Annotated in this window: 11 protein-coding genes; 9 read left to right on the plus strand and 2 right to left on the minus strand. The window is 59.2% G+C overall.

The window, feature by feature from the left end; genetic code table 11:
• Positions 1 to 11 precede the first annotated feature (11 nt).
• Entirely contained in the window at positions 12 to 1,460 is a 1,449-nt protein-coding gene (locus ACR0L4_RS01860; RefSeq protein WP_480510150.1) for a TrkH family potassium uptake protein, read from the plus strand.
• Positions 1,461 to 1,633: 173 nt separating this feature from the next.
• Here ACR0L4_RS01860 and ACR0L4_RS01865 read toward each other — a convergent pair whose 3' ends face one another.
• Complete coding sequence (locus tag ACR0L4_RS01865) at positions 1,634 to 3,370, minus strand: peptidoglycan-binding protein (RefSeq protein ID WP_480510152.1); 1,737 nt, start codon at positions 3,368 to 3,370, stop codon at positions 1,634 to 1,636.
• Between the two features lie 206 nt (positions 3,371 to 3,576).
• Here ACR0L4_RS01865 and ACR0L4_RS01870 point away from each other — a divergent pair, with 206 nt between their 5' ends.
• Positions 3,577 to 4,506 carry a glycine--tRNA ligase subunit alpha gene (locus ACR0L4_RS01870; protein WP_170748533.1) on the plus strand — a complete coding sequence of 310 codons (930 nt, stop codon included), beginning with the start codon at positions 3,577 to 3,579 and terminating at the stop codon, positions 4,504 to 4,506.
• An 8-nt stretch (positions 4,507 to 4,514) separates the two neighbouring features.
• Here the strand turns inward: ACR0L4_RS01870 and ACR0L4_RS01875 are convergent, their stop codons facing one another.
• Positions 4,515 to 5,147 (minus strand): MarC family protein, encoded by a 633-nt coding sequence (locus tag ACR0L4_RS01875; protein ID WP_170748534.1) that lies wholly within the window; start codon positions 5,145 to 5,147, stop codon positions 4,515 to 4,517.
• A gap of 91 nt (positions 5,148 to 5,238) precedes the next feature.
• Between ACR0L4_RS01875 and ACR0L4_RS01880 the strand changes: the two genes are divergently transcribed.
• From ACR0L4_RS01880 to folP, 7 genes are all read left to right on the plus strand, one after another.
• On the plus strand, positions 5,239 to 5,763 hold the full coding sequence (locus ACR0L4_RS01880) for a DUF6446 family protein (protein ID WP_480510155.1): 525 nt from the start codon (positions 5,239 to 5,241) through the stop codon (positions 5,761 to 5,763).
• Positions 5,764 to 5,769: 6 nt separating this feature from the next.
• Complete coding sequence (gltS, locus tag ACR0L4_RS01885; RefSeq protein WP_480510157.1) at positions 5,770 to 6,984, plus strand: sodium/glutamate symporter; 1,215 nt, start codon at positions 5,770 to 5,772, stop codon at positions 6,982 to 6,984.
• Positions 6,985 to 6,993: 9 nt separating this feature from the next.
• Complete coding sequence (gene glyS, locus ACR0L4_RS01890) at positions 6,994 to 9,207, plus strand: glycine--tRNA ligase subunit beta (protein ID WP_480510159.1); 2,214 nt, start codon at positions 6,994 to 6,996, stop codon at positions 9,205 to 9,207.
• Positions 9,208 to 9,264: 57 nt separating this feature from the next.
• Entirely contained in the window at positions 9,265 to 11,805 is a 2,541-nt protein-coding gene (locus tag ACR0L4_RS01895) for a putative PEP-binding protein (RefSeq protein WP_480510161.1), read from the plus strand.
• A gap of 186 nt (positions 11,806 to 11,991) precedes the next feature.
• Positions 11,992 to 12,633, plus strand: a complete 642-nt coding sequence (locus ACR0L4_RS01900; RefSeq protein ID WP_480510163.1) for a cell wall hydrolase — start codon at positions 11,992 to 11,994, stop codon at positions 12,631 to 12,633.
• 165 nt (positions 12,634 to 12,798) lie between these two features.
• Positions 12,799 to 13,719: a dihydroneopterin aldolase gene (locus tag ACR0L4_RS01905; protein WP_480510165.1), complete on the plus strand. Its 921-nt coding sequence runs from the start codon at positions 12,799 to 12,801 to the stop codon at positions 13,717 to 13,719.
• Entirely contained in the window at positions 13,716 to 14,714 is a 999-nt protein-coding gene (folP, locus tag ACR0L4_RS01910; RefSeq protein ID WP_480510166.1) for a dihydropteroate synthase, read from the plus strand. The genes ACR0L4_RS01905 and folP overlap by 4 nt, the downstream gene beginning before the upstream one ends.
• Positions 14,715 to 14,746: the final 32 nt, after the last annotated feature.

The raw sequence follows: 14,746 nt of genomic DNA on the forward strand, positions 1-14,746 counted from the left end.
CGCTGCGCGTCATGATGGATCTTCGCCCGGTCGGATATGTGATTGGCTTGCTGGTCGCCATTCTGGGGGCGACCATGCTGCTGCCCATGCTTGCCGACATGATCGAGGGGCGGGGCGAGTGGTTCGTGTTTCTGGAAAGCGCGATCATCACGACGCTGACGGGCGTTGTTCTGGCGCTGAGCTGTGCCAATGGCGTCGGCGAAGGTCTGACCATCCGTCAGACCTTTTTGCTGACCTCCGGGGTCTGGGTCGCCTTGCCGGTGTTCGGTGCGATTCCCTTCTTGTTCGGTGAAACCGAGCTGCGCTTTGTCGACGCCTATTTCGAGGCGATGTCGGGTCTGACCACCACAGGTTCGACCGTTATCAACGGCCTGGATGATTTGCCGCAGGGTCTTTTGCTGTGGCGGGGCATTCTGCAATGGTTGGGCGGTATCGGTATCATTGTCGTAGCAATGGTGTTCCTGCCCGAACTGCGCGTTGGGGGGATGCAAATCTTCCGGTCGGAAGGGTTTGAAACCATGGGGAAAATCCTGCCTCGCGCGCAAGAGATTGCAGGCCAGATTTCCCTGATCTACGTCTTTCTCACCGTCGTCTGCTGCTTGGTTTATACCGGCTTCGGGATGAGCTTTTTCGACGCGCTGGTCCATTCCATGACAACCATCGCGACCGGTGGGTTTTCGAACTACGACAGCTCTTTCGCGACTTTTACCGGACCTCTGGAATATGCGGCTGCGGTCTTTATGATCCTCGCGGCTTTGCCATTTGTCCGTTATGTGCAACTCGCCAACGGCAATACCAACTCGCTGTGGCAGGACAGTCAGATCAAGGCGTTTCTGGCGACCATTCTGGTGCTTGTTGTCGTGATGGCCGTGTTTTTGATGTCTGTTTTCCCCCATCACTGGGAACAAGCCTTCCGCGAGTCGCTGTTCAATATCACCTCGATCATCTCGGGCACTGGATATGCCAGCGTCGACTACATGACCTGGGGCAGTTTTCCGGTCATGTTGTTTTTTCTAGTTGGCCTGATCGGAGGCTGCGCGGGTTCGACAGCCTGTTCGATCAAGGTCTTCCGGTATCAATTGCTGTTCGCGTCTATCAAAACGCAAATCCGGCGTATTCGGTCCCCGCATGGTGTGTTTCTGCCGCTTTATGACGGACGTCCGGTCAGCCGCGATGTCCTGACCTCGGTCATGAGCTTTTTCATGTTTTTTGTGCTTTCGATGGGCGTGTTGTCCTGGGCTTTGGCCTTGACGGGGCTGGACTTTATCACGTCGGTGTCGGGCGCTGCCACGGCGTTGGCCAATGTCGGACCCGGCTTGGGCAGCCAGATCGGGCCGGCAGGTAACTTTGCCGGATTGAACGATACCGCAAAGTGGTTGCTGTCGATTGGAATGCTGGTCGGGCGGCTTGAGTTGTTGGCGGTTTATGCGATTTTCACCGTTCAATTCTGGAGAAGCTGACATAAAGGCCTCTTGCCGCCCGGAACACATCGGGTTGTCCCACAGGCGGTTGAAGGCCTGTCAGATCCTGCGCCGCGTGAACCTCTGCCAACGCTGACCTGCATCATTCCTGACATCCAGCGAAAAAAACGCCGCAGAAATCTGCGGCGTGTTTCTTTTTAAGGGGGATGAAATCAGTCCCAGCAATGAACCAGAACGGTCATCCCTGTTGCGCGACGGTTCAGTTCATTGGGTGTTATCTGTGTCGTCTCCTCCTTACCGGGCAGGCCGGAAACCCCGGCCTGTGTCAGGACATCCGTCAAACGGTCTGCAGTGGCGGCAAGACTGACCGAGGCGGGCAGGGTGCGCCCTTCGGTTGGTGTGGGCAGCAACATGCCAACAACGTTGCCGCTGTCGTTGAAGACCGGACCACCGGCATCTCCGGGCTGGGCGTTCAGGGCCAGACGTTTCACGCCTTCTTCACCGTTCAGGCCACGGATGTCCGCGACCTGGCCATAAGTCAGCGTCGGAGCACCCAATGCCCCCTGATAGGAAAACCCGGACACGGCCACTTCGGACTGAATGCGCGGCGCACCTGCGCTGAAGGCTGCAACACTCATCGGAGCCAGGCTCTGGTTCGGGCGCAGGACGGATACGCCCAGATCGGCATCGGTCCATGCAACCTGAACCTCCTGATCGCCTTCCAGCGTGACACGGGTGCAGTTGTCCGCCGCTTCGGATACGGTCAGAACCGCACCGCTGGTATCGGCGAAAAAGCCCGACCGGGACAGGCGCGGCTTGCGCACCTGCAAGCCCGACACCAGATCAACGCGCTGATCCGCATTCGCCCCGGCAGTGGCGTCCAGAACCGCATCCGTGGTCGCAAAGCTGGTCGTCATAGCCGCCAGGATGCGCAGGCGGCGTGCCTCGTCCCCTTCGGGCCAAACAAGCGTAAATCCTTTGATCCGTCCGTCTTTCAGTGTCGCCTGAGTGACCGAGACAACGCCATTGCCGCGCCCTTCCAGTGTGAACCGGTCGCCGCGCAATTCGCGCGGGCCATCCAGCGGAACCAGTTCCAGCGATTGCATGACGTCGTAAAGGGCGCGCAAGGTGGACTTGTCGCCTTCCTGTGAAATCAGCAGCGCTGTGGCGCCAAGGTCTGAATTGGCTTTGAAATGGGCAAATGGCGCCTCATAGCGATCAAATTCCAGCGTCCCCAGTGGCATATCCAGCGAGATACCGGCCTGATCGTCCGTGTATCGTGCCATTCCGGCGCTTATCAGAGGCGCGTTGTAGTCATCCATAAGTGTCTTGCGTTGCAATGTTGTCAGAACTCCGGTGGCCTCAAACCCGTTGAAGCGCTGCCAGTCGCCCATCGAGCGGCGTGTGCCCTGGCCAAAGGCCCCATCGATTGTCGCATTGTAGAAACCTGCCGCCTGTAGCGCGGTTTGCAGATTCTTGCGCTCTTGCCCGGACAGCAGGCGTTCGGATTGCAACGCCTGTGCGCGGGTTTCGTCCGCATCCTGAGGGGTAATTCCAGTCAGGTTCTGTTCCGGTTCCGGTTCTACCGGGGGGGTGACAACGCCACGGTTCAGGAGATTCACACCGACCGGCCAGAACTGTTGACCAAAGGCGCTGGAGAACGCGATGTAGCTGTCACCGGGTATCTGACCTTCTGCGCGGTACACGCGCAGGACCTGCTCGGCGTCGCTGCGGGCATAAGGGCCAATGACGACGGCATACCAGCCGCTGTTCAGGCGAAACCCGTTCACATCGGGCAAGGCTCTGGCGTAGGCCTGAACGCGTTCCTGTGCTTCGCGCAGCGAAGGTTGTGCCTCGACCTGCACCCAAACGCCTTGATCCTGCTGCGCAAATGCGGCGCGCAGGCCAAAGAGAAGAACCAATAGAAAAGCCGTAAAAAATCGTGTCATTGTCTGCCCGTTTTTGCAGTGTTGGTGCTTTGGTGCAGAATACGCGATTTCACTGTGCAAATACCATCGCGCGAATACGGGGAATTTGCGGTGTGGCTGTGCAGATACAGCATGTGCCCAATGGCCCGTTGACGCCCCTTGGCCCCTTGCATAGGAAGGGCAAAACCGACCGGAACCGGGCGCAAGCGGCGTCCAAAGGGAATGTCATGACCGAACCGTCCAGCGCACCTCGTTCTTTTCAGGAAATTATCCTGCGGCTTCAGACCTATTGGGCCTCGAAAGGCTGCGCGATCCTGCAGCCCTACGACATGGAAGTCGGCGCCGGTACGTTCCACCCGGCCACCACATTGCGCGCTTTGGGCTCCAAGGCCTGGGCGGCGGCCTATGTGCAGCCCTCGCGGCGTCCTACGGACGGACGGTACGGCGAAAACCCGAACCGTCTGCAGCACTATTATCAGTATCAGGTACTGATCAAACCCAGCCCGCCGGATTTGCAGGAACTGTATCTGGGCTCGCTTGAGGCCATCGGCATCGACATGACCCTGCATGACATCCGGTTTGTCGAGGATGACTGGGAAAGCCCGACCCTTGGCGCTTGGGGGCTGGGCTGGGAAGTCTGGTGTGATGGTATGGAAGTCAGCCAATTCACCTATTTCCAGCAGGTTGGCGGCCATGACTGCGCCCCGGTTTCGGGCGAGCTGACTTACGGGATTGAACGTCTGGCCATGTATGTACTGGGCATCGACCACGTGATGGACATGCCGTTCAACGACCCTCAATCCCCCAGTCCGCTGACCTATGGCGACATCTTCAAGCAGACCGAAGAGGAATACGCCCGCTGGAACTTTGACGTCGCCAATACCGATGTGTTGCTGCGCCATTTCGAAGAGGCGGAAGCAGAATGTGCCGCTATTCTGGCGCAGCAGCATGACGACCCGAAAACCGGCAAACGTATCGTCATGGCGCATCCCGCATACGATCAGTGCATCAAGGCCAGCCACATTTTCAACCTGCTGGACGCCCGAGGCGTGATCTCGGTGACCGAGCGGCAGGCGTATATCGGTCGCGTGCGGGCTTTGGCCAAGCAATGCGCCGATGCATTCGTGCAGACCGAGGCCGCCGGATATTCGGCCTGATGCGGCACCTAGGCCAACCCCGGCAACAATGCCTTGAGGCCATCGGCGATCATACTGATGGCTATGGCCGACAGGATCATGCCCATGAAGCGGCTCATGATCACGCGCGCGTTGTCCGACAGGCGTTCGGACAGCCAGGCGGCGTTCCAAAATGTGATCAGAAGCAGGGCGACCACGCCCAGGAACACACCTGCATAAACAATGGCTTCGACGGGTTTCGTTACGTGATGTGCGTAGAGGATCAGGGTGGTAATCGTGCCCGGACCCACCAGGATCGGAAAAGCCAACGGGTAAAAGGCAACGGTGTCCGGCTCGGGATAGGCGTTTTTCTCTCCCTCGGTCCCGTGATGCGAGCTGCTTTCGCCTCCATTCAGCATGTTCATACCGATCATCAGAACAACAAGCCCGCCAGCGACCCTCAGATGATCGACGGTTATGCCAAACAAGCCCAATGCTTGGCTGCCCAGGGTTGCAAAGGCACCTCCCAGTACGATGCAGTAGAGCGCGGTTTTAAGGGCCACTTTTCTTTGATCCGCTGCCGACAGGCTTTGCGTGACGCTCAAAAAGACCGGCAAGTTGGTGATTGGGTTCATAATCGCGAAAAGCGCGCCGAAGAATCCCACGGCAAGGGTTGTTTCCATTGGAAAAGCCTCGGATCAACTTGGTCTGTGCCGGACCCTGTCCTATTTCTGACGCACTGGAAAGAGCCTGCGTAAAAGGAAACGCCATAAGATGACCGGAAAAATGCTTGCCATTCTGCTACTTCTATCCGCCGCGCTCGCGGGGGGCGGGATGTATTATCTGCAGGTTTACGGGTTCTACTACGACGTCCAAGCCACGCCCGGCAAGGATGTGTTGGTGTTGGCAGAAGGGGCGGATGAACCGTCGGCGATCAGCTATTCCAGGTTTCAGGCTATTGACGCCGATAGCTCTCCGATCCGGTTTCGGGCCTGTTTCGAGACCGATCTGACACTGGATGAACTGCAGGCCACATATAGCGTGGCCGAAGATGTGACTCCGCTGACCGCGCCGGGATGGTTTGACTGTTACGATGCCGTGTCACTGGCGGATGCGTTGAAATCCGGTCAGGCGCAGGCTTTTCTGGGGCAAAAGAACATCCACTACGGTGTGGATCGTATTGTCGCCGTGACACAGGATGGGAAAGGCTTTATCTGGCACGCGCTGAACAATTGCGGCGAAAAAGCTTACGATGGGACCGTCGTCGGCGAGGAATGCCCGCCCCGACCTGAAAGCTAAGGAAACATGGACCCGCAATCCCTGCAGATACCGGATTTTCTGACGGCAACGCTTGGGCTTGCGGTCTACCTGATCGGGGCCGAGATCAATGCCCGGGTAGCAACCTTGCGTCAGTTCAACATCCCCGAACCTGTTACGGGGGGTCTTCTGGCCTCGCTTGTCGTGCTGTTCATGTACCTTCTGTTCGATCTTGAACTCAGCTTTGGTCTTGCCGCGCGTGATTTTCTGCTGGTTGTTTTCTTTGCAGGGATCGGCTTGAACGCGCGGTTGTCTGATTTGATTGCGGGTGGCAAGCCATTGCTTTTGCTTTTGATTCTGACGCTTGTCACGATCGTCATCCAGAACGTGATCGGCGCGGTGGGGGCTGCGAGTTTCGGCTATCCGGCGCAGGCTGGCGTGTTGTTCGGCTCTGCCTCGCTGATCGGCGGTCACGGCACGGCGATTGCCTGGGCGCCCGAAGTGGCGGATGCGACCGGACTGGATGGCGCGATCGAATTGGGCGTTGCGGTCGCCACGCTGGGCCTTGTGCTTGCGGCGCTGGTCGGTGGGCCGATTGCACGCGTCCTGATCGAAGGACGGGGTCTGCACCCTGCGCGTCCAGACGAGGAACACACGATTGGCCTTCCAGACAGTGCAGAGGCGGGTAATTCTGAAATCGATCACCTGACGGTCATGCGCGTGCTTCTGTATCTGAACCTCGCCATTATCTTCGGGTATATGCTTGGCGAGGCAATTACAGCCGCAGGTCTGAATCTGCCACTGTTCGTGCCCTGCCTGATCATGGGCATTTTAATTGCGAATCTGCGCGCCATGGTGTTTTCGAAGGCACCACCTGTCGCGCGGACGCCATCGCTGGCGCTGATCTCGGAATTCTCGCTGGGCGCGTTTCTGGCCATGTCCCTGATGAGCCTGCAACTCTGGACCATTGCGGAACTGGGGTTGGCCATCGTCGTGATCATGACCGCGCAGACCCTGTTTGCAGTCGTCTTCGTAATCTGGGTGCTGTTCCCGGTCATGGGATCGAACTATCGCGCAGCCGTTCTGGCCGCAGGCTTTGGCGGTTTCGCTTTGGGCGCGACCCCCACGGCAATTGCCAATATGACTGCTGTCACCAAGCGATATGGCCCGTCCCCTATTGCCTTTATCGTGCTCCCCCTTGTATCCGCATTCTTTGTGGATATCGCCAATGCCATCGTCATACAGACGATTGTCAATTTCTAAGGACCGAAAATGCCCGACCTGCTGATCGAACTGTTTTCCGAGGAGATCCCCGCGCGCATGCAGACCCGCGCCGGTGAGGACCTGAAAAAGCGGATCACCGATGGTTTGGTCGAGGCTGGACTGACCTATGCCGGGGCCGCTGCCCTGACCACACCGCGTCGGTTGACGCTGGCGGTCGGGGGGCTGCTGTCTGAAAGCCCAACAATCCGCGAAGAGCGCAAAGGCCCCAAGGTCGGCGCGCCGGACAAAGCCATCGAAGGCTTCCTGCGCGGTGCTGGCCTGACCCGCGATCAGTTGGAGGAACGCGACACGCCGAAAGGCGCGGTCTATTTCGCCACCATTGAAAAAGCGGGCCGCCCAGCGGCCGAGATCGTGGCCGAAGTGCTTGAGGTAACCATCCGCAATTTCCCATGGCCCAAGTCGATGCGCTGGGGCAGCGGCCCGATGCGCTGGGTGCGGCCCCTTCATTCGATCCTATGCATCCTGACAGATGAGGCCGGCACGCAGGTTGTGCCGCTGGAGGTTGAGGGCATCAAGGCCGGAGACACCACTGCCGGCCATCGCTTTATGGCTCCGAACCGGTTCTCGGTTAGTTCTTTCGAGGATTACGCGGCCAAGCTGAAACGCGCCTTTGTGGTGCTATCGCCCGAGGAACGCGCCGAGCATATTTGGAACGACGCCCGGAACATGGCCTTTGCCGCCGGTCTTGACGTGGTCGAGGACAAGGGCCTGCTGGCCGAGGTCGCTGGTCTGGTCGAATGGCCTGTGGTGCTTATGGGGCAGATCGACGAGGAATTCCTCGACCTGCCGCCCGAAGTGCTGCAGACATCGATGAAAGAGCATCAAAAGTTCTTTTCCGTGAAAAACCCGAAAACGGGCCGGATCGAACAGTTTGTCACCGTCGCCAACCGGGAAACCGCTGACAACGGGGCGACCATTCTGGCGGGGAACCAAAAGGTGCTCTCGGCGCGTCTGGCGGATGCGAAATTCTTCTGGGAGAACGATCTGCGCGTCGCCAAATCGGACATTGCCCAATGGACCCGCGCGCTGGAGAATGTGACCTTCCACAACAAGCTGGGCACGCAGGCCGAACGGATCGACCGCATCGCCGCACTGGCCCGTGAACTGGCCCCGGTGACGGGCGCGGATGCCGACCAGGCTGAGAAAGCCGCACGTCTGGCCAAGGCCGATCTGAGTTCTGAGATGGTCTATGAATTCCCGGAACTTCAGGGCCTTATGGGGCGCTATTACATCGAAGCAGCAGGCGAGGATGCCGCCGTGGCTGCCGTGGCGCAGGAACACTACTCTCCGCTGGGGCCGTCGGATGATGTACCCACCGCACCACTCTCGATAACCGTCGCGCTGGCGGACAAGCTGGACACGCTGACCGGATTCTGGGCGATTGATGAAAAGCCGACCGGATCGAAAGACCCGTTTGCGCTGCGCCGCGCGGCGTTGGGTGTTATTCGGTTGGTTTTGGAGAATGAACTTTCTATTGAACTCGAGTTGGCGCTGGCCAACCCGATATTGAAATTTGCTGCCGTTCGAGAAGGCCAGCCATTGGGCGAGGTTTTGGAAAAACTGAAGGAATTGGAAGGGCCACTGGTTGGTGAAGCGCTGGCCCTTGCCAAAGAAAAGAACCTTGAACTGTTCCAAGAGAGCTTGGGGTCGCTGGCGACCGAGGCATTTGCGAAGGCCGCTGACCTCCTCTCCTTCTTCCACGACCGCCTCAAAGTCTTCCTCCGCGACGAGGGTATTCGCCACGACATCATCGACGCCTGTATCGCGATGGAGGGGAATGACGACCTCAACCTGCTGGTCAAACGCGCCCGTGCGCTGAACGCGGTGATTGCGACCGAGGATGGGGAAAACCTCGTACAAGGCTTCAAACGCGCCAATAACATTCTGACGCAGGCCGAGGAGAAGGATGGCGTTGAATACTCTTACGGTGCGGATGTGAAATTTGCGGAAACGGACAGCGAGAAAGCGCTGTTCGCAGCGCTCGACGCGGCGCAGGCGCAGATTGATCCGGCACTGAAGGCCGAGGATTTCCCGGCAGCCATGGCTGCTATGGCAGCTCTGCGTGGGCCGGTCGATGCGTTCTTTGAGGACGTGCAGGTCAACACCGACAACGACATTCTGCGCCGCAACCGTCTGAACCTGCTGAGCCAGATCAGACAGGTCTGCTCCAGCGTGGCGGATCTGACCCTGATCGAAGGTTAACGCCCTTGCGCCACGGGCGCAGGGGCTTATGCTGCGGACAAACCAAAAGGTGCCGCAGTGCAGAATAATCCGCATACCACGCTTATCACATCCGACGCGCCCGTCGCCGCCAATACCCATGGCGGTCGCGCAAAATGCCTGCAACGGCTGGTCCGGCTGGACATGCCTGTCCCACGCACCGTTGCCTTGTCGTTCGATGCTGTGCACCGCATTGCCGAGGGGGATGTGCCGGATATTGCGGCCATTCTGGACCAGTTTGATGAGACGGCTCTGTTATGTGTACGCCCCAGTTCCGAGGATCCCGATTGGGGCGGGCCGGGGGCCATCCTGAACATCGGTATGAACAAAGCCCGGTACGACGAGCTGTCTGACAACATGGGCGCCGAAGCTGCAGCGGCCATGTCTCTGCGTTTTGTGCAAAGTTACGCCATCCATGTCGCACGTCTTGACGCTGATGTGTTCGACCATATCGATACGGATGGTCAGGCTGGACTGCGTGACACGTTGCGCGCATACGAGGATGAAACGGACGAGACCTTCCCCGATGACCGGGGCGAGCAGCTGGTAGGCGTGTTGCGTTCGATGGCGCGGGCATGGGATGGTACATCCGCGCGATTGCTGCGTCAGGCCAAAGGGGCCCCGGCAGATGCCGGGCTTGGCCTTGTCATTCAGGAAATGATCCCTGGTGTCGGGCAGGGCGAGTGTGGCTCGGGTGTCTTGCAATTGGCCGATTCCACAACCGGAATGCCCCAGATCACTGGGCGATACCTGAGCCAGAGCCAGGGTCGGGATGCGCTGGGCGAAGGTGTTGCCGCGTTATATCTCGAGAAAGACCCCCGGGGACAGTCACTGGAAGAGGTGGCCCCCAAAGCCTTTGCAGAGCTCAAGATGCAGGCCGCGTTGATGCGCGAGAAACTGCGCGAAGAGATGCAGGTCGAATTCGTGATCGAAAACGGCCATGTGCATATTTTGGATGGCGTGCGCGTGCAACGCACCGCCCGCGCGGCGATGCGGATAGCTGTGCGTTTGGCCGAAGACGGAATCATTCCCCCGCAAGAGGCTGTGATGCGCGTTGACCCACACGCGTTGAACGAGTTGTTGCATCGCCAGGTCCACCCCGAGGCCGAGCGGGATGTTCTCACGACCGGGATTGGGGCCAGCCCCGGCGCCTCGACCGGCAAGATCGTATTCACCGCTGCCGAAGCGCAAGCCAGCGCTGCACGTGGCGAAGCCTGTATTCTGGTCCGCCGCGAAACCTCGCCCGAGGATGTGCGGGGGATGCACGCAGCCGTCGCCGTTCTGACCGAGAAAGGCGGTATGACAAGCCACGCCGCCGTGATTGGTCGTGGTCTGGGTCTGCCCTGTATCGTCGGCGCATCCGATATGCGCTTTCAGAGCAAGAAACGGATGCTGACGGCCCCGGATGGGCGGGTGTTCAAAACCGGAGATGTTCTGACAATTGACGGAAGCTCAGGGCAGGTTCTCGCAGGCCAGCCCCAGATGCTGGAGGCCGCACTGGATGATTGTTTTCAAACGTTGATGGGCTGGGCCGACGCCGAACGGGACATAGAAATCCGGGCCAACGCCGATACACCTGCCGACGCCCAGACCGCGCGGAACTTTCAGGCGCAGGGCATCGGTCTGTGCCGCACCGAGCACATGTTCTTTGATCCCGGCCGCCTGATCGTGATGCGCGAGATGATCTTTGCTCAGACCCCCTCAGGGCGGGCGGCGGTTCTGGAGCGGTTGTTGCCCATGCAGCGCGACGACTTTGTGCAGCTGTTCCGCATCATGGAGGGCCAGCCGGTCTGCATCCGCCTGTTTGATCCGCCGCTGCATGAATTCCTGCCGACCACCCGCAGCGGTCAACGCGAACTGGCCGAGGCGTTGGACCTGCCGGTCTCGGACGTTGAGCGTCGGGTGGCCGCGATGAGCGAATACAATCCGATGCTGGGTCTACGCGGCGTGCGTCTAGGTGTGACGGTGCCGGAGATCTATGACATGCAGGCCCGTGCGATCTTTGAGGCAACGCTGGAGGCCAGCAAGAACGGAGCACCGGTCGTACCCGAAGTCATGATCCCGCTGGTTTCGGCCAAGCGTGAGGTCGAATTGGTGAAGTCCCGCATCGACTCGGTGGCGGCGGCGGTTGCGGCCGAGCGGGGGCAGGAGTTTGAATACCGTCTGGGTGTGATGGTTGAAACGCCGCGTGCCTGCCTGCGGGCCGAAGAAATCGCGCCGCACACCGCTTTTATGAGCTTTGGAACCAATGACTTGACCCAGATGACCTATGGTCTGTCGCGCGACGATGCAGGGCGTTTCATGTCTGCCTATGTCCGTCAGGGGGTATTCACCGAAGATCCTTTCCACGTCTTGGACGCTGATGGCGTCGGCGAGTTGCTAAAGCTTGGGTCCGAACGCGGGCGTCTGGCAAAGCCGGATGTCACCCTTTCGGTCTGCGGCGAGCACGGCGGCAACCCCGAATCAATCTCGATTTGTCGCGATCTGGGCTTTGACTATGTGTCCTGTTCTCCGTTCCGAGTCCCGGTCGCTCGGCTGGCTGCCGCTCAACTGGCAATTTCGTCCAGACTTGGGGGTTGACAGAGGCGTTTAACCCAAGGATTAGTGGGTTTCAGGCGGTCTTGTGGCAGAAATAATATTCTCCACGAGCGATTTTCCACTTGCTTTTTCTTCTGATCTGGACGTTTGCGCCAGACTGCGCTAAATGCCTCACCGCGCCCGCCGGGGGAGGGTTTGGCGCGATACGTGCCTGTGCGAGGTTATCTGATGCTACGTTACATAATGGCTGTTGCCGCAATGGCAGCAACCGTGCTGCCCAGTGCGTCCTTCGCCGAGAAGGAAGCAACTGATACTGCCAAGGAAGAACTGGTCGCCCGCAGTGAATTGCCGACCCAAAGCTTCCGGGACTATTTCAAACTGTTCCAGCCGCGCAAGGTGGCGGAACCAATCAAGGTGTCCTATTCGAAGGATTGGCTGGACCAACAGCCAAAAGCGAACGGGGACGAAAACTGGAAGTGCTTGTCCGAGGCACTGTATTTCGAAGCCCGCGGCGAAAGCGTGCGCGGCCAGTTTGCTGTGGCCGAGGTCATTCTAAACCGGGTCAAAAGCAGCCGCTTTCCCAACAGCCTGTGTGGCGTGATCCGTCAGGGGACCGGCAAGAAATACCAGTGTCAGTTCACTTATACCTGCGATGGCCACAAAGAAGTGATCCACGAGAAGAAAGCGTTTGAACGTGTGTCGAAAGTCGCCCGTGCTGCGATGGACGGTGTAGCGAAGGAACTGACCGAAGGTGCCACCCATTATCACACCACGGCAGTACGCCCGGCCTGGTCGCGGGTTTACAAGCAGACCGCGCAGATCGGCGTGCATATCTTCTATCGTCACAACTATCGCACCGCGAGCAACTGACCCAAGCAACGCGCTGCGCCCAACCAGATTGGGCGGGGCGTGTATCGACGCGAGGCGACAGGTGCGCCGCAATCTGCAGTTGGAATGGCGCTTGTGTGAATGCTATAGGCCCTCGGAGCGCCTAATCTGGGCGAACCTTTGACAAAGCCCGAGAAGGCCTGACCCATGAGTTCTGAAATTCGCCTTGCATTTGCGCACCCGTCCGAGCGGTCCGAGGCGACTTCGCCCCGGGGGCCGCTGGATCGCATTTCGTTGCGGGATCATATTGTCGAAGTCGAGATTGGTGCGTTTCAGGCCGAACGCGGCACAACTCAGCGGATATGCTTCAATATTGTGGTCGAGGTGCGCCCGCTGACCTCGGATATTGATGACGACGTAGACCGCATCCTGTCCTATGACCGCGTGACCGAGGCCATTGCCTATGAGTTGGCGGCAGAACGTCTGAACCTGCTTGAAACTCTGGCCGAACGCGTGGCCGAGCGCATCTTGGTGGAGCCTCAGGCGGTCCGGGTTTTTGTCCGCATTGAAAAGCTGGACCGCGGTCCGGGCGCTCTGGGCGTTGAGATCGTGCGCGGCAAGGATGGCGTTCACCATGATGTGGTTGAGGAAGAACGCCCTCATCCCCGCCTTGTCTTTCTGTCCAACGCGGCGATTGCGTCCGCCAACCTGAAGGGTTGGATCGATCAGTTGGAAAACCGTCAGAGGCCGTTGATCCTCTGTGTCGGAGCGTCTGACCTGGAGGTGCCGCAAACCGGGCACGCTATGACGCAGCGCCGGATCGATCTTCTGTCCATCGAGCAAAATGCATGGGTTCTTGCGGCCCGGGATCACCGCTGCGTTGTCGTGTCGACCCGGACCGAGTTGGATTGGGCGATGAAAAACGGCCAGATCTGTGTCTGGGCACCGTCCAAGATTGTTCTGGATGCGGTTGATGGTCCCTCAGCCGCGCCGTCGGATGCTGTCGCTTTGGCAGCATGGTTTGCAGCGACTTTCGAGGCCAGCGAGATGATGGTGATCGGTGGCGAACTGCCGAAAGAGCCCAAGACACCCCTGCGCGCCGTCGCCGTCGATCAGGCGCACTTGTGAGCTGGTACTACCGACCACTGGTCCAACATGGCGCGGCCCGGCCCAAAGGCGCGGTTCCTTTGGCAGGTCAGGCGCTATGGTTCACACATGCCGAGGTTCTTTCGCGCGATGGCACCTCGGATGTGATCCGGTCTGTGGATGTACCAGCCGATGTCCTGGACCGTCTCAGTCGACCGCGTGCCGCCGTGGCTGGGCTGGACATGGCGCAACCGCAGATCATGGGCATCCTGAACGCAACGCCGGACAGCTTCTCGGATGGGGGCGTTCATAGCTCGGCAGAGGCCGCGCGCGCAGCTGCTGTTCAAATGGTCAGGCACGGGGCCACTATTCTGGATATCGGCGGAGAATCAACGCGCCCCGGAGCGAAAATTGTCCCGGAAGATGAGGAGATCGCCCGCACCCGGCCAGTGATCGAAGCGATTCGCTCTGAAACGGACGCCTTGATTTCGATCGATACCCGCAAGGCCGCCGTGGCCAAGGCAGCTTGTGCCGCAGGGGCAGGGTTGGTCAATGATGTCTCAGGGTTCACTTTCGACCCCGATCTCGCGCCGTTTTGCGCCGGACTTGGCGCGCCGGTTTGCGTGATGCACATGCAGGGCGATCCGGCCACGATGCAGGACAATCCGCACTATGACAACGTGGTGCTGGATGTTTACGATTTTCTGGAAAACCAGGTCACACAGCTTGAGGCGCTGGGTCTGAGCCGCGACCTCATCATCGTTGATCCGGGCATTGGCTTTGGCAAATCCCAAGAGCACAATCTGGCGCTGCTGCGAAATCTCAGCCTGTTTCATGGGCTCGGCTGTCCGGTTCTTTTGGGCGTATCGCGCAAAGGGTTCATCGGGACGATCGGGAAAGAGCCGCAAAAAAATGCCCGCGCGCCGGGATCAATCGCCCTTGCTCTGGATGGATTGTCTCAGGGTGTACAGATCATTCGGGTGCATGACGTAGCCGAGACCGCTCAGGCCTTGCGTCTATGGGCTGCGGTCCGGTAATCCGGTTTCAAAGACTATTTGTGAGAGGTAGA

It is taken from the genome of Ruegeria sp. AB5 (assembly GCF_056542645.1).